Source organism: Thermophilibacter sp. ET337 (genome assembly GCF_024733715.1).
GTDB lineage: Bacteria > Actinomycetota > Coriobacteriia > Coriobacteriales > Atopobiaceae > Thermophilibacter.
The window spans coordinates 156,345-174,836 of record NZ_JANRHO010000002.1 but is presented as its reverse complement, the minus strand read 5'-3'; the positions used below and the strand labels follow the sequence as shown (position 1 = coordinate 174,836).

The 18,492-nt window shown below is 70.9% G+C and carries 11 protein-coding genes; 10 read left to right on the top strand and 1 reads right to left on the bottom strand.

Annotation, left to right across the window (positions count from 1 at the left end):
• Window position 1 precedes the first annotated feature (1 nt).
• From NW198_RS02915 to NW198_RS02875, 9 genes are all read left to right on the top strand, one after another.
• Window positions 2–949, top strand: coding sequence for a glycosyltransferase (locus NW198_RS02915; protein WP_087314267.1), 948 nt, complete (start codon window positions 2–4; stop codon window positions 947–949).
• Window positions 946–1,869 (top strand): sugar nucleotide-binding protein, encoded by a 924-nt coding sequence (locus tag NW198_RS02910; protein WP_258339940.1) that lies wholly within the window; start codon window positions 946–948, stop codon window positions 1,867–1,869. Before NW198_RS02915 ends, NW198_RS02910 begins: the two co-directional genes overlap by 4 nt.
• On the top strand, window positions 1,866–2,645 hold the full coding sequence (locus NW198_RS02905) for a sugar phosphate isomerase/epimerase (RefSeq protein WP_258339938.1): 780 nt from the start codon (window positions 1,866–1,868) through the stop codon (window positions 2,643–2,645). Before NW198_RS02910 ends, NW198_RS02905 begins: the two co-directional genes overlap by 4 nt.
• Window positions 2,642–3,475: a glycosyltransferase family 2 protein gene (locus tag NW198_RS02900; RefSeq protein WP_087314274.1), complete on the top strand. Its 834-nt coding sequence runs from the start codon at window positions 2,642–2,644 to the stop codon at window positions 3,473–3,475. Before NW198_RS02905 ends, NW198_RS02900 begins: the two co-directional genes overlap by 4 nt.
• A gap of 9 nt (window positions 3,476–3,484) precedes the next feature.
• Complete coding sequence (locus NW198_RS02895) at window positions 3,485–6,460, top strand: hypothetical protein (protein ID WP_258339937.1); 2,976 nt, start codon at window positions 3,485–3,487, stop codon at window positions 6,458–6,460.
• Window positions 6,461–6,560: 100 nt separating this feature from the next.
• Window positions 6,561–9,230, top strand: a complete 2,670-nt coding sequence (locus tag NW198_RS02890; protein WP_258339936.1) for a CotH kinase family protein — start codon at window positions 6,561–6,563, stop codon at window positions 9,228–9,230.
• Window positions 9,231–9,285: 55 nt separating this feature from the next.
• A complete protein-coding gene (locus NW198_RS02885; RefSeq protein WP_258339935.1) occupies window positions 9,286–10,881 on the top strand; it encodes a hypothetical protein in 1,596 nt (531 codons plus the stop codon).
• Between the two features lie 64 nt (window positions 10,882–10,945).
• Window positions 10,946–11,530: a dTDP-4-dehydrorhamnose 3,5-epimerase gene (gene rfbC / locus NW198_RS02880; RefSeq protein ID WP_258339934.1), complete on the top strand. Its 585-nt coding sequence runs from the start codon at window positions 10,946–10,948 to the stop codon at window positions 11,528–11,530.
• Window positions 11,531–13,492: a glycosyltransferase gene (locus tag NW198_RS02875; protein ID WP_258339933.1), complete on the top strand. Its 1,962-nt coding sequence runs from the start codon at window positions 11,531–11,533 to the stop codon at window positions 13,490–13,492.
• 9 nt (window positions 13,493–13,501) lie between these two features.
• On the opposite strand, the gene NW198_RS02870 is transcribed toward NW198_RS02875, so the two are convergent.
• Window positions 13,502–15,901: a glycosyltransferase gene (locus NW198_RS02870; protein ID WP_258339932.1), complete on the bottom strand. Its 2,400-nt coding sequence runs from the start codon at window positions 15,899–15,901 to the stop codon at window positions 13,502–13,504.
• 168 nt (window positions 15,902–16,069) lie between these two features.
• Between NW198_RS02870 and NW198_RS02865 the strand changes: the two genes are divergently transcribed.
• Entirely contained in the window at window positions 16,070–18,478 is a 2,409-nt protein-coding gene (locus tag NW198_RS02865; protein WP_258339930.1) for a glycosyltransferase family 2 protein, read from the top strand.
• Window positions 18,479–18,492 lie beyond the last annotated feature (14 nt).

Here is an 18,492-nt window from a genome sequence, read left to right as displayed (position 1 = left end):
CATGGCTGACAACGAGAAGAGAAAGCAGTTCGTCTCCGCCGTCGTCTACGTGCACGACTGCGCCGCGAGTCTCAAGGGGTTTCTCCCGGCGCTCGCCGGCGGCCTCGACGAGCTCTTCGAGCACTATGAGATCGTGTGCGTCGACGACGCCTCCGCAGACGACAGCATGGCCGTCGTGCGCGACGTCGCCGCCGGCTTTGGCGAGACCGTGTTCAGCGTGGTCTCCCTCGGCGTCTTCCACGGCGTCGAGCGGGCGATGCGCGCCGGCATCGACACCGCGATCGGCGACTTCGTCTTCACCTTCGAGCGCCCCGCCGTGCCGCTTACGACCGAGATGCTCGCCGAGGTCTTCGGCCGCTCGACGGAGGGCTACGACATCGTCGCCGCCGTCCCCGAGCGCGGCGGCACCGTCTCCTCCAAGCTCTTCTACGACGTCTTCAACCGCTTCTCCACGCTGCCCGGCGCGCTCGAGACCGAGCTCTTCACGCTCGTCACGCGCCGCGCCATCAACCGCGTGGGCGCGGTCAACGTCTCCACGCCCCTCGTCAAGGCCGCCTACGCCTCGTGCGGCCTCGCGCGCAGCTCGCTGACCTATCCCGTCGAGCTCTCCGGCGAGGGCGCCGGGTTCACGCGGGAGCGCCGCGAGCGCGCCATCGACTCGCTGCTGTTCTACACCAGCATCGGCTACCAGGCCGCCAAGACCCTCTCGCTCATCATGATCGGCGTGACGGCGCTCGCGCTCGTCTACGCGATCGCGGTGTTTGTGATGGGCCGCCCGGTGGAGGGGTGGACCACCACCATCGTCCTGGTCTCCTTCTGCTTCGCCGGGCTCTTCACGCTGATGGTGCTCGTAGTCAAGTACCTCTCGCTCATCCTCGGCCAGCTCGTGCGCAAGAGCGACTACGTCGTCAGCGACATCCACAAGGTGACGGGAGGCAAGACGAGATGAGAAAGCTGCTCGTGGGGCACACCGGCTTCGTGGGCTCCAACCTCGCGGCCCAGACGGACTTCGACGGCCTCTACAACTCCAAGAACATCGAGGAGGCCTACGGCCAGGGGGGCGACGTGCTCGTCTACTCCGGCCTGCGCGCCGAGAAGTTCCTCGCCAACCGACGCCCCGACCTCGACCACGACATGATCGAGCAAGCCGAGCGCAACATCGAGCGCATCGGCTGCGCGTGCACGGTCTTCATCTCCACGGTTGACGTCTACCCCGACCCGCGCGGCGTCGACGAGACCACGCCCATCGACGCCTCCGAGCTCGCCCCCTACGGTGCCAACCGCCTCGAGATGGAGGGCTGGGTGGCCCGCAGCTGCCCGCGCCACCTCATCGTGAGGCTCCCCGCGCTCTTTGGCAAAAACCTCAAGAAGAACTTCCTCTACGACCTCACCCACCCCGTCCCGGGGATGCTCTCCGACGAGCTCCACGCCCGCCTCGGCGCCGCCGAGCCCCTCATCGAGCGCGGCTACGCCCAAAACGAGTACGGCTTCTGGCAGCTGGTCCCCGGGGCAAAGAAGGACGGTGCGCTCGCCGAGGCCTTCGCGCGCGCGGGCTTTGACTCCAAGAGCTTCACGGACAGCCGCTCCCGCTTCCAGTTCTTCAACCTGGCGCACCTCTGGGACCTCATCGAGCGCGCGCTCGACGAGGGCATCGAGCTGCTCAACGTGACCTCGGAGCCCGTGAGCGCCGCGGAGGTCTACGCCCACGTCTACCGCGGGGAGTTTGTCAACGAGGTCGCCGCGCGCCCCTTCGACTACGACATGCGCACCGTCCACGCCGAGGCCCTCGGCGGCTCGGACGGCTACCTCTACGACCGGCAGACCGTGCTTGCCGAGATCGCCGACTTCCTGAGGGGAGGCGCGCGATGAGGCTCGCCGCGTCGAACATCGCCTGGGAGGCCGCCGAGGACGAGCGGATGTACGAGCTCCTCGCAAAGCTGGGCTTCTCGGGGCTCGAGATCGCCCCGAGCCGTCTTTTCGGGCCCACGCCCTACGAGCGCATCGACGAGGCCGCCGCGTGGGCCGAGGGCCTGCGCGCGCGCCACGGCCTCGCCGTCGCCTCGATGCAGTCCATCTGGTTCGGGCGCACCGAGGAGGTCTTCGGCGCCCCCGAGGGGCGCGAGGCGCTGCTCTCCTACACGCGCGAGGCGATCCTTTTCGCCGAGGCGGTCGGCTGCGGCAACCTCGTCTTCGGCTGCCCGCGCAACCGGCGCCTCGACGGCCGCGACGCCTCGGTCGCGCGCGGCTTCTTCCTCGAGCTCGGCGAGTTTGCCACCGAGCACGGCACCGTGGTCGCGCTCGAGGCCAACCCGCCGATCTACAACACGGACTACCTCAACGCCACGCCCGAGGCGTGCGCGCTCGCGCGCGAGGTCGGGTGCCCGGGGCTTCGGGTCAACCTCGACCTCGGCACCATGGTGGAGAACGGCGAGGGCGTCTCCGACGTCGACCTCTCGCTCGTCAACCACGTCCACGTGAGCGAGCCTCACCTCGCCCCCGTCGTGGCGCGCGAGCTGCACCATGAGGTCGCCGCGGCGCTCGTCGCCGCGGGCTACGAGGGATTCGTCTCGCTCGAGATGGGCAAGGGCGCCGGCGCCGAGGCGCTGCGCGCGAGCCTCGAGCGCGTGAGGGAGGTCTTCGCATGAGCGCCCCGTTCGAGCGCGTCACCTACGAGCGCAGGCCCGGCGTCCCCCGCTTTGACGCGACGGAGTACGCGCCGCGCCGCTGCCGCTACTGCCTGCTCATCCCCATCATCAACGAGGGCGAGCGCATCGCCCGCGAGCTCGCCCGCGCCAAGGCGGCCGGGGTGTGCGACGCCGTCGACGTCATCATCTGCGACGGCGGCTCCACCGACGGCAGCACCGCCGACGAGGCGCTCGTCGAGGCCGGAGTCAACACGCTGCTCGTGAAGCGCGGCCCCGGCAAGCAGGGCGCGCAGCTGCGCATGGGCATCTGGTTCGCGCTCGAGCGCGGCTACGACGGCGTCGTCACCATCGACGGCAACGACAAGGACGGCATCGAGGCGGTCCCGAGCTTCGTCGAGCGGCTCGAGGAGGGCTATGACTTCGTCCAGGGCTCGCGCTTCGTGCCGGGCGGGGTCTCCGAGAACCTCCCGCTCTCGCGCAACCTGGCCGTCCGCCTCATCCACGCGCCGGTCATCTCGCTCACGGCGGGCCAGCGCTTCACCGACACCACCAACGCCTTCCGCGCCTACTCGAGGCGCTACCTCACCGACGAGCGGGTCCAGCCCCTCCGCGAGGTCTTCGAGGGTTACGAGCTGCTCGCCTACCTCTCCACGCGCGCCACGCAGCTCGGCATGCGCGCCTGTGAGATCCCGGTGAGCCGCGTCTACCCCAAGCAGGGCAAGACGCCCACCAAGATCAGCCCCGTCAAGGGCAACCTCGGCCTGCTCCGCGTCCTTCTCGCCAACGCGCGGGGGGCCTACCTGCCCTCGGGCGCCCGCGGCTCGCGCTAGGTGGGGGACATGCGCCACGCCAGACATGACGCCTCTGCGGCGGGCGGGTCCCCCGTCCCGGCGGGCCCGCTCTTTGCCCTGAGGTCCTCGGGGGCGCTCGCGCGCCTCTGGGCGCTCTGCACGGGGCTCGTCGCGGCGTGCGTCGCCTTCTCGGGCGCGATGCCGCTGCTGGAGCCCTCCCAGGCGAGCTCCCTGGACGGCGGGGTCCTCGGGCAGACCGTCGCCTCGGGCATCGACGTGGGCGCGGACATCGCGCGCTACTACGCCTACTTCCTCGTGTTTCTCGTCGCCGGCGTGGCGTCTTTCGCGGGGGCCTCGCGGCTCGAGGCCCGCCTGGGCGGGGCGAGCGAGAAGGACGACGGCCTGCTCGGCGCCGCCCGCGAGTACGGGTGGGTCGCCGCCTTCCTCGCGCTGCTCTCGCCGCTCGTGGGCTGGCCGGTCTGGCCGGCGCTTCTGTGCTACGCGCTCTGCACCCTCCACTACGCGCTCGGCCTCGCCAACCGGCGGGGGCTGGGAGTCCTTCCCCAGACCGTGCGCGCGGCGCTCCTGGCGCTCTTCCCGTACGCGGCCTTTGGGCTCGTGTCGCTCTCCCTCTCCGGGGGCTCGCCCTCCGCTGCCGCCGCGCTCGCGCTCGGGCTCGCCTGCGTCGCGCTGCTCGCCTCGGCGCTGGCCTACGTCCTCGCGTATCGGCGCTCCCAGGGCCGCTTCGCCGCGAGCCTCGCGCGCGCCTCGCTCGCCCCGCTCGCCGTCTGCGCGGCGACGCCGGTCCTGCTCGAGCTCAAGAACGTGCTCGTCGTCCGCGGCCTCGTCTCCGAGCCGCGCCCCTACGCCCTCCACGCCGCCCTCATGGCGCTCGCGACGGCGGCCTTCGTCGCGCTGCTTCTGTGGGGCGCGCGCGAGGGGCGCGAGGTCCCGGAGGGCAGGCGGGCGTCGATCGAGCGCGCGGCGATCGTGCTGCTCGTGGTCGCCGTGCTGCTGGGCGCCGCGCAGCCGCCCGTCTCCGTGGAGTACGGGACCGACTACTTCGAGAGCGCCAACCACGGTCTGGCCCTCGACGGGCTCTTCCGCCGCGGCGAGCTGCCCGTGGTGGAGAGCTTCGACGCCCACATGCTGCTGCGCCAGCTCACGGGCATCCTCTACTACCTGCTCAACCCCTACGAGCCCTGGGCCAACGCGATCTACAACTCCCTGCGCTCGTTGCCCGTCTTCATCGTCTTGTACCGCGTCCTCGCGCACTTCCTCTCCGAGCGCTCCGCGGCCCTCTGGGTCCTCCTCTCGCCAGTGTGCTACCTGCTGCTGTGCGCGGGGCCGCCGGCGGACTCGCTCTCCTTCGCGTTCCTCTCGCTCTGGGCGCTCTGGCGCGCGCTGCGCCGGCCCGGGGCCCGCTCCTACGCGCTCTTCTGCGTCTGCGTGGTGCTCACCTGCCTCATCGGCCTCGACGCGGGCGTCGCTGCCATCGTCGCCGGCGCCGTCACCTTCCTCGTGTGCCTCCTGCGCGACCGCGGCCGGGTGAGGATCGCCCCGCTCGCCGCCGTCGCCGCCGCGACGATCGCCGCGTGCCTGCTGCTCTGGGCGGCGCTGTGCCTCGCCCGCGGCGTCGACCCCGTCTCGAGGCTCCGCGAGTTCGTCCTGCTCGCCGCGTCCAACGCCAACTGGGCGGTGTACCCGGTCGGCGACCTCGACGCCTTCGTGACGCCGCTCGTCTACTTCGTCGCCCCGCTCGGCGGCGCGGCCCTGCTCGCGTGGCTTTCCCTTGTCGCCCCCGTGGACCTCGGGGCGGGGGAGGGCCGCGAGCGCCGGGTCGCCCTCGCCTGGGTCTGCGCGGTCTTCCTCTGCGCCTTCTTCCTCGCCAACCTGAGCCGCGGCGTCGTCCGGCACAACCTCACCGAGGGCAGCGCCGGCGCGCTGCTCTCGACGCTTCCTGCCGCGGTGCTCTGCGCCGTCGTCTACGTCAGCCTGCGCCGCGGGGAGGGGGTCGCGGGCACCTTCGGGAGGTTCGTCCTGGCGGGCGCCTGCACGACGGCGCTCTTCGGCGTGGCCGCGACGGACGGCGTGGGCTTTGTCGGGGGCTTCGAGTCCCAGCTCGTCCAGGCCGTCGCGCAGTGGGGGTCGGCGGAGCAGTACAAGCAGGCTCCCGAGGGCGGCACGCGCGTGACGGGAGGCTCCACGGCCGACGAGACGCTCGCGGCGATCCTCGACGCCACGACGGGCGACGACGAGACCTACCTCACGCTCTCGAGCACCGACTACCTCTACGCCATCGTGGGCCGCAAGAACCCGATCTACGCCAACCAGTCCCCGATGATCCTGAGCGGGACCGAGTCCCAGGAGCTCGCGCTCGACGAGGTGGCGGCGGCGCGGGTGACCTACGTCCTCATGCCGCGCGACGCCTGGACCATCGCCGACGACCTCGACGTCTGCCTCAAGTACTACCTGCTCTTCGAGTACGTGTACGAGAACTACGAGCCCTTCGTCCGCATCGACGGGGCCGACTACGACCTGTGGTGCCTCTCCGACGAGAGAGACGAGCTCGCCGCCGCGCTCGAGCGGGGCGGGCCCGAGGGCGGCTGGTCGTTCGTCGAGGGCTACGAGCCGGGCTTTCTCGGGCAGCTCGGCCTCATCCCGCTTCTGTGGGGCGAGGACGCCGAGGCCTCTGCGGACGCCGGCGCGCCGCTCGCCGCCTCGGACGGCGCCCGCACGGTCGCCGTGGGCGAGAACGTGGCCGTGGCGCTCTCGGGGGAGGCCGGCGGGGAGCCCGCCTACCTCGAGCTCGTCGTTGACGCGCCGCAGGACGGCGAGATGACCGTCGAGCTCGGCGAGACGGGCCGGGTGCTGAGGCTCGCGCTTCGCGCGGGGGAGCACCGCTACCTCGTCCGCGTCTCGGCCTACTACGAGTGGTGGGAGGGTGCCGTCGGCTCCATCGGGCTCACGAGCTCCCTTGACGTGGAGCTCCGCTCGCTCTCGGTGCTCGGCGCCTCAACCTAGCGCGCCGCGGGCCGACAAGAGCCACCCCCCGGGTCCTTCTCGCCCGCGGTGTGAGAGAATAGCGACGTTGGCGCGCAAGCGCGAAGGTTTGGAGGAAGCCATGAGTCTACGATTCCGCGCCCTGCCCCTGGGCGCCGCGGCGCTCGCCCTGACGGGGGCGCTGCTCGTTCCGTCCGCCCCCGCGCTCGCGACGGGCGACGTCGCCCCCGTCGTCGCCGTCGAGGCGTCCGCGAGGACGGGTGAGCAGGGCTGGGTGGCCGAGGGCGGCTCCTGGGCCTACTACGAGGGTGGCGTCCGCCGCAGCGGCTGGGTGGTGAGCGACGCCTATCCCGAGGCGTCCGGCTCGGGCCTGCAGCGCTACTGGCTCGGCGCCGACGGCCTGCTCGTCCGCGACGCCCTCGTCGAGGTCGGGGACGGCACCTGGGCCTACGCGCGTCCCGAGGGCTACGTCGTCCGCGGCTCCTACGCCCGCGACGGCGTCGTCTACCTGGCGGACAACGACGGCAGGCTCCTCTCCCCGGGCTGGCAGGTGACCGACGTCGTCACCGGCTCGCTCGAGCGCTACTACGTCGACCCCGAGACCCACGCCGCGCATACGGGCTTCTTCGCCGTTGACGGGCGGCAGTACTTTGCCTCCGCTCAGACGGGCCTCGTGGTGCGCAACGTCGGCTCCGCCGCCGCGCCGCTCGTGGACAACGACGGCGTCATCCACGCCTCGGGCTGGGTCGTCACCGACGCCTTCGGCGGCGCGCTCGACCGCTACTGGTTTGGCGCGGACGGCCTCATCGCCGAGGGCCTCGTCGAGGTCGGGGACGGCACCTGGGCCTATGCGCGCCCGGACGGCCCCGTCGTGCGCGGCAAGTGGGCTGACCCCGCCACGGGCGCCGTCTACCTCGCCAACAACGACGGCGCGCTCGAGGCCCCGGGCTGGCTCGTCACCGCGAGCTACGACGGCGCGGCCCAGCGCTACTACGTCGACGAGACGACGCACGCCTGCCGCACCGGCCTGTTCACCTACGGCAACCGCTACTATGGCATCCCCGGCGCGGGCTACGTGCTGCGCGGGACCATGGAGGTCGACGGCCAGACCCTGGTCGCCGACAACGACGGCGCGCTCGTGCCGACCTTCGAGACCACCGTCGCCACGGCCGAGGGCTCCTCGGCGCGCGTCGCCTCGACCTACGTCGACCTGACGCCGCACCTGTTCCTGCCGGCGCACGCCGACCTCTCGTCGCTCACCCTGTCCTTCCCGTCCTACCTCGGGAAGACCATGCTCGTCTCCCTCGACGGCGGGGCGACCTACGTCGAGGTCTCGAGCGGCTCCGCCGTGGACCTCTCCGCCCTGCCCGCGGGTGAGGACGGCTCGGTCTCGGTTCTGTTCCGCTATGCCGACAGCACGGTCCCGCACGTCCTCACGGTGATGGTCTCCGACAGCGTGCGCGCGCTCTACCTCGTGAGCGACGACCCCGTCAACGAGGGGCGCCCCTTCGTCGACGGCAGCCCCGACCACTCCGCCAAGGCCAAGGGCTCCGCGCTTCTCGTCAACCCCGACGGCACCGTCGTCTACGACGGCGAGCTCTCGCAGATCAAGGGCCGCGGCAACTCCACCTGGGGCCTCTCCAAAAAGAAGCCCTACCAGATCAAGCTCGAGGAGAAGTGCGACCTGCTCCAGACCGGCAACGACGACAACCGCAACAAGACCTGGGTCCTGCTCGCCAACGCGACGGACTCCTCGCGCCTGCGCAACACCGTCGCCTACGACCTCGCCCTGGCGCTCGGCCTGTCGACCGCCCCGGAGTGCGCGGCCGTCGACCTCTACTACGACGGCGAGTACCGCGGCAGCTACCTGCTCTCCGAGAAGGCCGAGATCAACGACGGCCGCGTCGACATCCACAAGCTCGAGGACGACAACGAGGAGGCCAACCCCGGCGTCGAGCTCGACGAGCTCCCGCTCGCCCAGGGCACCAACCGCTACGGCCAGACGTTCCAGTACGCGCAGGGCATGGCCGACCCGGCCGACATCTCCGGCGGCTACCTGCTGGAGCTCGACATCTCCTACTATCGCGGCGAGCGCTGCTGGTTCACCACCACCGCGGGCGCCTTCGTGGTGAAGGAGCCCGAGAACCTCTCCTACGCCCAGATGCTCTACATCTCCGAGCGCATGCAGGAGGCGATCAACGCCTCCGACCCCGAGCTCGCGGCGCCCGGCACCCGCGCCTCCGACTACATCGACGTCGACTCGTTCGCCCAGACCTACATGGTCAACCAGTTCTCCAAGAACATCGACTGGCACGCGTCCTCGGCCTACTACTACCTGCCCGCACAGGGTGACGTCGAGAAGCGCGGCCTGAGAGACGTCATCTACGCCGGCCCGGTGTGGGACTTCGACACCGCCTTCGGCATCCGCTCCGAGACCGCCGACGCCGCCGAGTGGCGTGACACCGCGGGGCTGCTGTTCGAGGACGACCACCGCGTCTGGTTCGTGAAGTGTCCCGAGGTCGAGCAGGCCGTGGCGCGGATCGCCGAGGAGCGCGGCAACGCGCTCGCGGCGGCGCTGGGATCTGCCGACGGGACGTCCGCGGGCATCCGCTCGGTCGCCCAGATGGCCGCTGAGCTCGAAGCGTCCGAGGCCATGGACGAGGTCCTCTGGGGCTACGAGGTCTTCGAGAACTGCATCGAGCCGTACCAGACCTACGAGGAGAACGTCCGGTACCTGAGCGACTGGGTCGCGGCGAGGGCCTCCTGGCTCGCGTCCAACGGCTGGTCATAGGAATCAGGCGGCCGCGGCCCACGAGGTCGCGGCCGCGGTCTTTGGGGAGGCTGCCATGGGTGGGGCGCATTTCGCGCAGTCCGGCTCCGAGGGCGCGCGCCCGTCTTCGGGCTCGCGGTGGTCGGTGCTGCTCGCGTGCGTCGTCGTGGTGCTCGTCGTGGCGCTCAACGCCGCGCTGAGGTACCCGACCGAGGAGGTCAGGTACCTCAACGAGGACGCCACGTGGCACACCCTGCTCACGGTCCAGGCCTATGAGGAGACCCCTGCCTCCCAGCACCTGTTCCTGCCCATCGACACCCTCGGCGAGCCGGCCGACAAGTACATCCCCTGGGGCGCCGCCATCCCCGACGACGCGGGCAACTACTATTACACGTCCTTCTCGCCCGCGGGGTTCTTCGTGGCGTGGGCCTTCATCAAGGCGTTTGGCCTGCCCGTGGCCGAGTCGAGCATCTACCTTTTGGGCACGGTCACGCTCGCGGTCTCCGCGTGCGTGCTGGCGGCCCTTCTGGCAGCGGTCTATGAGGGGCGGCGGCACCGGGCGGCGCTGGTCCTTGCCGGCGCGCTCGCCTACGTCTGTCTGCCCGAGGTGCTCCACGGCATGGGCCCGGTCTTCTGGCACCAGTCCGTCATGCAGGTGACGCTGCCCTTGCAGGTACTGGCGTGGTGGCACGCCGAGCGCGGCTCGAAGGGATGGCGCGTCGCGTTCTGGGCGCTCGCGCTCGCCAACCCCTACATCGAGTGGACGGGATACGTCGCCAACGTGGGCTTCGCGCTCGCGGGGCTGATCTGGCGCCACGACGGCTGGCGCGCGGGCCTTGCGCGCGCCGCCGGGCTCGCCCTCGTCACCGTGTGCTCGTTTGGCCTGTTCTGCGGCCACTACCTGCTGCGCGTTTCTGCCTCGGCCTTCCTCGACGCGCTCGTCGCCCGCTTCGTGAGCCGAGGCCCCACCTCGACCTCCACCTCCTACGTGACCCTGCTCGCCCGGTACGGGACCTCGTTTGCGCTCCTGTGGGCGCTGCTTGCGGGCGCCCTGGTCTGGGCGGTCGTCGCGAGGCGGGGACGCCCGCGCCTCGCTCCCGGCGTGCCCGCGCTGCTCTTTGTGCTGGCCTTCCCCGTGCTCGAGAACCTCGTCATGAAGCAGCACGCCGTCAACTACGGCTACGACCGCATCAAGCTCGCCCTGCCGGTCCTGCTGCTCATGTGCGAGTTCGCGCGCAACGCGCTCGAGGCCCGCCCGCGGCGCCGCGAGGGGGTGCCGGCGGCCGCGGGGTTCGTGGCGGCCGTCGCCGTGGCCTCCGCGCTCAACGTCTGCTCCTACGTCATGGGCGGGACCTACGTCTGGCCCGAGGCCTACCGGGCGGACAACGAGAAGATCGCGAGCGCGGTCACCGTCGACTACCCGGACGCCCTCTACGCCTGCGACAGCTTTGTCAGGGGGTACCTCAACCTGCTCTTTGGGCGCGGCATCTACGAGTACCAGAGCCCCGAGTCGTCCCGTGCCCTCGCCGACCAGCGAGGCTATGACACCGTGGTGCTGATCGAGTCGCCGGACTCCCCGTACGTGCGCGACGTGAGGGTCTTTTCGCCCGAGCACCCGAGCGGCGTGACGTATTCTCTGGACGACGCCGGCAATCTGGTCGTGACCGAGTAGGACCCCCGCGCGACGTGCCGCGAGGGGGTACAATCGTCCCTACGATTACGTCAGAAGGGCAGACATGGGCACCATCACTTCCGGAAACTTCACCTTCACGGACACCTCGATCGAGGGCGTCAAGATCGTCGACGTCAAAAGCTACGGCGACCGCCGAGGCTACTTCATGGAGACCTACAAGCGTCCCGACTTCGTGGCCGGCGGCATCGACTGCGACTTTGTCCAGGACAACCAGTCCTCGAGCACCCGCGGCGTCCTGCGGGGTCTCCACTTCCAGATCGAGCACGCGCAGTCCAAGCTCGTCCGCGCGGTGCGCGGCACCGTCTTCGACGTGGCCGTTGACCTGCGCCCGGGCAGTCCCACGTGGGGCAAGTGGGAGGGTGTCGTCCTCTCCGCCGAGAACCACCGCCAGTTCTTCATCCCGCGCGGCTTCGCCCACGGCTTCCTCGTGCTCTCCGACGAGGCCGAGTTCTGCTACAAGTGCGACGACACCTACCACCCCGGCGACGAGGGCGGCCTCATGTGGAACGACCCCGAGATCGGCATCGCGTGGCCGCCCCTCGAGGGCGACGACGCCTTCGATCCCGCCAAGCTCGTGCTCTCCGACAAGGACCAGGTGCACCCGCCTCTCTCCTCTCTGCGCTCGTAGATGGGCGAGCTCACCCTCGACAGCTACTTCGCCGAGTACCCCCTGGACGCAGGCGAGCTGCGCCGGGGCCGCGCGCTGAGGCTCGCCGCGTGCCTGCGCAGCGACGAGGGGGACTTCGCCGCGGGCCCCGTCTCGCACCTGTGGGTCGTCCTCTCGTGCGCCCGTGCGCCGCGGCGCCCCCATGCCCCGCGCTGCGTGGCGCTGCCCGAAGGCCGCGGCCCGGCGGGGGCGCGTCCGGTGCGCCTGGCGCCGCTCGCGCGCCACGAGCTGACCCTCGCGGGCGGGGAGCGCTGGGTGGTCGAGGAGCGCGCGGCGCTCGTCCCCGACGAGGTGGATCGCTTTCTCGTCGTGGCGGGCCTCCTGCGCGTGGCCGCGGGGCGCCGGGCGCACCGCGACCTGCTCGGCGCCTATGACGCCCGGATCGCCAACGCATCCGTCGCCGCGGACTACCCCGCATGGCTCGCCGCGCGGCGGGAGGTTCTTCTCGCCCGGCCGGCCCCGACGGAGGGGCCGCTCATGAGCATCGTGACGCCGGCCTTTCGCACGCCGCCGCGCCTTCTGCGCGAGATGCTCCAGAGCGTGCTCGCCCAGACCTACCGCCGCTGGGAGCTCGTGCTCGTGAACGCGAGTCCCGGGGATGCCGGGATGCGCGCGGTGCTCGACGAGCTCGCCGACCCGCGCGTTCGCGTGGTCGAAGCCCCGGGGAACCTGGGCATCGTGGGCAACACCAACCTCGGCATCCGCGCGTGTCGCGGGGATTACGTGAGCTTCCTCGACCACGACGACCTCCTGGAGCCCTGCGCGCTCGCGGAGCTCGTCCGCGCGATCCGGGAGGGCGAGAAGGACGGGTGCGCCCCGGGGCTGCTGTTCTGCGACGAGGACAACGTCGACGGTGCCGGGCGCCCCTGCCTGCCCCTCATCAAGCCGCCGCTCAACGCCGACCTGCTGCTCTCGAACGACTACGTGCTCCACTGGCTCACGGTCAGGCGCGAGCTGCTCGGCTCCGTGGCGCTCGCGGGCCCGGAGGTGGAGGGCGCCCAGGACTACGACCTCACGTTCAAGATCTGCGAGCTCGGTACGCCCGTGGTCCGGGTGCCGCAGGTCCTCTACCACTGGAGGATCACCGACGGCTCGTCCGCCGGGGACCCGGCCTCGAAGGAGTACGCGCAGGAGGCGGGCGTCCGCGCGATCGAGGGGCACCTCGCGCGCACCGGCGTCTCGGCCGAGGTGCGGAGGGGCTGGGCCTACTTCACCTACGAGACCCGCTTCCCGGTGCCCGCGCCCGCACCCTCCGTGGGACTTGCCCGCGGCGCCGAGGCGAGCCCCGCGACCGCCGCCGCGCTTAAGGCGTACGCCCAGGCCCGCGGCACGCGCGCCCCCGGGGTGGGGGAGGCGGACCTCGTGCTCTTCGTCACGCGGGAGCACGACCTCGACCTCGCCTCCCTCGAGCTGCTCGTGGGCCACGTCTGCCGGCGCGGGACCTTCTGCGCCGCCCCGCGCGTCGTGCGCGCGGACGGCCTGCTCGACTACGCCGGGATGATTCTGCGGCCCGACGGGACGCCGCTGCGGATGCTGCGCAACCTCCCCCAGGACGACGGCGGCTACGTCGGCCGCGCCCAGCGGCCCTACGACGCGCTCGTGGTGAACCCGGAGTGCTTTCTCGCGGACGGCCGCGAGCTCGCGCGCCTGGGGCTCGACGGGACCGCCGCCCCCCTCGCCTTGGGCGACGCGCTCGAGGCGTTCGTGCGGGCGCACGCGGCGGGCCTCTGCAACGTCTACCTCCCGTACGCGACGGCGCGGCTCAACGCCCCGCGCTCGCTCATGGGACGGGACCCGTCGCCCGAGGAGCTGGCCCGCGGCGAGCGCCTCCTCGCGCTGCTCCCCGAGCTCGCGGAGGGGGACCCCTCGCACAGCCCCAGCTTCGACCCCTGGAGCCCCTACTATCGCCTGCTCCGGGGGTGAGGTCGCCGGCTAGCGCCGCAGCAGCCGGTCGAGGAACTGGAACTGCCCCTCGGCGCCCGCCGCGAGCGGGGCGGCGTCGATCGGGTCGCTCGCGAGGAGCCGCTCCACCAGCGCCCCGGCGTCCGCGCCCGCGAGCTCGTCGAGCCGCACCGCGAGCGGGCGGGCAAGGTCCTCGAGGACCTTCTCGGTCTTCTGGTCGTAGACGATCGGCAGCACGCGGCAGCCGTGCGCGATGCCCAGCACCATCGCGTGGAAGCGCGTCGCCACGACGCAGTCGGCATCCTCGAACGCGCGCAGGACCTCCTCGGGCCTCGTGCGGTACCGGACGCAGGTCACGCGCTCGCGCTCCCGCTCGTTCAGTTCGGCGAGAAGGGCCTCGACCGCGCGCTCGTCCCCCTGGCTCTCGTTGAAGGACGCGAGCGTGACCTCGTAGCCGCGCGCGACGAGCGCCCTGATTGCGGCGAGCGAGAAGGACCGATAGGCGGCGGCGTACCCGGAGATGCCGAAGGTGCCGTCCCGCCCCTCGAGCGAGATGGGGCACACCACGGCGCTCCGGCGCTTCTCGCGCACGGTCGCGGGGTAGCCGAAGAGCACGTCGGGGGCATAGGTGACGTTGGCGAGCCCCGGGAAGAGCTCGGCCGAGTAACGGTCGCGGAAGACGATCCCGTCGTAGCGGGCGAAGAGCTCCCGGTACGCCTCGAGGATGCCCTCGTCCTCGTAGGGGCCGAAGTTGGCGCCGATGACGTAGCTTCTGCGGGCGTGGTCGGCGAGGAAGGAGTCCGCGGCGTAGAAGGCGTCGAAGTTGGCCCGGTCGCGGATGAAGCAGGAGCCGCTGATGTGCACCGCGGCGTCCGCGGTCGAGACGAGCGTCCCAAACTCCTCGACCGGGCGGAGCTCGAGGTTGGCTACGTCGGAGAGGCGCCCCGCGTAGTCCCCCTCGGTCGCGATGAGAAAGTCTGCCCCGGGGTAGCGCGCGCAGAGGGCCCGGACGAAGAGATCGTCCCCGAGGTTGCCGCTCAGGTGCGCCTGGACGAGGACCCTCGGGCGCGCGGGGCCGGCGGGGGCCGGCGCGGAGACGGCGTCCCCCTCGGCGCCCCCCGGCGCGACGGCGCCCCCCGAGTCGCGGCCGCGACCCCCGTGCAGGATTGAGCCGAGGGCCCTCAGCGGCCGCGTGACGCGCCAGCTGGATGACCCGCGCATGCCGTCCATCTCGGCGCGAAGGGAGGAGAGCTCGCCGTCGCGCCGGGAGACGAGGTCCTCGAGCGCCCGCACGTGGCCGCGCAGCGACTCGATCTCAGCGTTGAGGGCGTCGACGGCGGCGCGGAGCTGGTCCCCCTCGGCGCGAAGGGCGCCCACCAGCTCGACCTGGGAGCGCGTGTCGCTTTTGACCACGAGGTCGTTGTAGAGGTGCTCGGTCGCCATCTCGTAGAACCGCTGGACGGGCAGGTCGTAGCGGGTCTCGAGCAGGCGGCGCGTCCGATCGTTGGCAAGGAGCGCCTTGAGGGCGCGAAGCCCCGCCGGCGTGACGCTGACGTCCCAGTCGTCCTGGGGGCGGCAGAGCAGAAGCGCGCGCTCGCAGGCGAGCTCGTCGGGGGACGAGGAGTCGGGACGGACGAAGTCCTCCCGGAAGGCCTCCAGGAAGACCTCCTCGGGCATGTCGTCAAAGAAGTGAGCGCGGATGTCCAGGTACTCGTTGAAGGTGCGGGTGATGTTGCGCAGGTTGGCTCGGCTCGCGTTCTCGTTGGTCGCGCCGTCGCCCACGAACTTGCGCATGGCGACCAGCCTCTCGGGCACCATGAGGATGTTGCGGCGCTTGGCTATCCGCACCCAGTAGTCGAAGTCGTGGAGCTGCCGGTAGGCGAGCTCGAAGCCGCCCGTCTCGCGCATGACGCTCGTGCGCATGAGCACGGAGGAGTGGATGAGGCAGTTGCAGCGGTAGTAGAAGTGGCGCAGCCACTCGCGGCGGGTCTGGTAGGTGGGCTCGAGGGCCTCGGGGAGGTCGGCGGCAAAGGCGGAGGCGTCGTCGCCGTTCTCGTCGATGAAGTCGCACCAGGAGAAGCAGGCGCCGACGTCCGGCCGCCCGGCGAGCGCGGCCATCTGGCGCTCGAGCCGCTCAGGGTACCAGACGTCGTCGGAGTCGATGCGCGCGAGCCACTCCGCGCGCACGAGGCCAAAGCCGTAGTTGGTCGCCGCGCAGATGTGGCGGTTCTCGGGGAGGCGGTGCAGCTCGACGCGCGGGTCGTCCATGAAGGACTCGACCACGGCGCACGAGCCGTCCGTCGAGCCGTCGTCCACGACGATCAGGCGGAGGTTTTCCCAGGTCTGCCCGAGCACGCTCGCGATCGACTCCGCGAGGGTGCTCTCATGGTTGCAGTTGACCATAAGGACGTCTATGCGAGGCTCGTTCACGGTGCGCTCGATTCTTCCGGGTGCGGCAGGTCGCCCCATTATACCGGGCGCGTTTGCCCGCCGCCCACTGCGGGCGTCGGTTGAGAAAAGTGACAGCGCGGTGTGCCCACGCTACACTTTACGGGACGCCCCGCACGCGGGCGGGCTGGGACTCGAAAGGACGAACGCATGCACATCAAGACTGCGGGCATCTGTCGGGGGAGCGAGAAGGTCTTTGCGCTCTGCGGCATCCCACGAGTCGCCGAGGGCGTCACCGTGCGCGCCAGCGCGAAGGAGAGCGGCCGCGGCGTCGCCGTGCCCTGCGCGTTGCACCCCTACGAGTCCGACGACGAGGGGCTCAGCTGGTTTGTCTGCTGCCTGCCCGTCATCTCCGGGCCCGGCTACGTCATCTCCCTGGAGACCTCCGACGGCGCGCGCGGGGAGCTCTCCCTGAGCTCCAAGCAGGCGACGTGGGAGTCGCGCCTTAACTATCGCCTGCACCCCGAGCTCTGCCGGAGCCTGCGCGACTACGATTACAGGGCCGCCGAGCAGACGGCGCGGATCGAGTTCACCGACTGCATCGCAGGGGGCGAGAGGAACGTGCTGCGCGGCACCGTCCTGCTCCCGCTGCGCGAGGACAACGCCCCGAGGATCTCCTGCCTCACCCAGGGGCTCGAGCCGGTGGACCTGTCCCTCACGATCATGGGCACCTCCGTCGAGGGGGCGGACACCTACGAGCCGACGCTCGCCGTGCAGTTCTCCGCCCGCATCCCTGCCGAGCTCGGCAACTACGTCTTTGTCTACGGGGACGACAACCACCCCGAGCTCGACGGCTTCGAGGTCCTCTTCGCCGGATGGTACGGCGAGCTGCTTGCCCGCACCGGCGAGGTGATGCGCAGCGCGCAGGTGGACCCGGGCTATCCCGGCTGGTTCGAGGCGCACCGCGCCAGCGCCCGCGAGCTCGCCGGCCAGGCGGCCGCGAAGCTCGAGCGCAACCCGAGCTTCAGCGTGATCGTCCCGCTCTTCAGGACGCCCGCGGACTTCTTCGAGGACATGGTCGAGTCCGTCCGCTCCCAGTCCTACGCCTCCTGGGAGCTCGTCCTGGTCAACGCCAGCCCCGAGAGCGCCGAGCTCGCCGGGCTCGTCGAGCGCGCGTGCGCCTCCGATCGCCGCATCCGCGCCGTCACGCTCGAGGACAACCTCGGCATCTCCGAGAACACCAACGCCGGCATCGCCCTGGCGACGGGCGACTACGTGTGCTTCTTCGACCATGACGACGTCCTGGAGCACGACCTGCTCTTCGAGTACGCCCTCGCCCTCAACGAGGACCCTGCGATCGACCTGCTCTACTGCGACGAGGACAAGCTGCTGCCCGACGGCACCTTCGCGCAGCCCTACTTCAAGCCCGACTTCAACCTCGACCTGCTGCGGAACAACAACTACGTCTGCCACATGCTCACCGTGCGACGCAGCCTCCTGGCGCAGATCGAGCCCAACACGCGCGACTACGACGGCGCTCAGGACCACAACCTCACGCTGCGCGTGGCCGAGCGCACGAGCCACATCCACCACGTCCCCAAGGTGCTCTACCACTGGCGCATGAGCCCCAGCTCCACGGCCGGCGACGCGGGCTCCAAGTCCTACGCCTCCGAGGCGGGCATCCGCGCGGTGAGCGAGCACCTCAAGCGCTGCGGCATCGCGGCAAAGGTCACGCTCGCCGACCGGCCCTTCACCTATCGCGTCATCTACGACGTGCCGGCAGATCGCCCGCTCGTCTCGATCATCATCCCCACCAAGGACCACGTCGACCTGCTCTCGCGCTGCGTCGACTCCATCCTCGAGAAGAGCACCTACGACAACTACGAGATCGTGCTCGTGGAGAACAACAGCGTCGAGCCCGAGACCTTTGCCTACTACGACGAGCTCGAGGCCGCGCACCCCGGCGTCGTGCGCGTGGCGCGCTGGGACGCCGAGTTCAACTTCTCCAAGCTCATGAACTTTGGGCGAGAGAACGCGCGCGGCGACTACCTGCTGCTCCTCAACAACGACACCGAGGTCATCACGCCCTCTTGGATCGAGACGATGCTCGGCCTGGCGGCGCGCGAGGACGTTGGGGCGGTCGGCGTGCGCCTCTTCTACCCGGACGACACGATCCAGCACGCCGGCACGGTCATCGCCGGCGGCGTGGCTACCCACGTGCACAAGAACCTGCCGCGCGGCGTGCGCGGCTACTTCGCCCTCGACGACGCCCAGATGGACCTGAGCGCGGTCACGGCGGCGTGCGTGATGACGAGCTGCAGGGCCTTCGACGCCGTGGGCGGGTTCACCGAGGAGCTGCAGGTCGCCTTCAACGACATCGACTTCTGCCTCAAGCTGCGCGAGCGCGGGCTGCTCGTCGTATACACGCCCGAGGTCGAGCTCTACCACTACGAGTCGATCTCGCGCGGGACCGAGGACAACGACGAGAAGCGCATCCGCTTCTACCGCGAGATCGCCTACATGAACTATCACTGGGCGCCCTACTACGTGAAGGGCGACCCGTACTCCAACCCCAACGTGACGCGCGTGGACCCGAGAAACGCCTACTACCACCTGTAGGGCCGGGGGCCCTG

Coding starts and splice junctions, on each gene's coding strand:
- NW198_RS02915 (WP_087314267.1), top strand. CDS start 2: ATGGCTGACAACGAGAAGAGAAAGCAGTTCGTCTCCGCCGTCGTCTAC.
- NW198_RS02910 (WP_258339940.1), top strand. CDS start 946: ATGAGAAAGCTGCTCGTGGGGCACACCGGCTTCGTGGGCTCCAACCTC.
- NW198_RS02905 (WP_258339938.1), top strand. CDS start 1,866: ATGAGGCTCGCCGCGTCGAACATCGCCTGGGAGGCCGCCGAGGACGAG.
- NW198_RS02900 (WP_087314274.1), top strand. CDS start 2,642: ATGAGCGCCCCGTTCGAGCGCGTCACCTACGAGCGCAGGCCCGGCGTC.
- NW198_RS02895 (WP_258339937.1), top strand. CDS start 3,485: ATGCGCCACGCCAGACATGACGCCTCTGCGGCGGGCGGGTCCCCCGTC.
- NW198_RS02890 (WP_258339936.1), top strand. CDS start 6,561: ATGAGTCTACGATTCCGCGCCCTGCCCCTGGGCGCCGCGGCGCTCGCC.
- NW198_RS02885 (WP_258339935.1), top strand. CDS start 9,286: ATGGGTGGGGCGCATTTCGCGCAGTCCGGCTCCGAGGGCGCGCGCCCG.
- rfbC (WP_258339934.1), top strand. CDS start 10,946: ATGGGCACCATCACTTCCGGAAACTTCACCTTCACGGACACCTCGATC.
- NW198_RS02875 (WP_258339933.1), top strand. CDS start 11,531: ATGGGCGAGCTCACCCTCGACAGCTACTTCGCCGAGTACCCCCTGGAC.
- NW198_RS02865 (WP_258339930.1), top strand. CDS start 16,070: ATGCACATCAAGACTGCGGGCATCTGTCGGGGGAGCGAGAAGGTCTTT.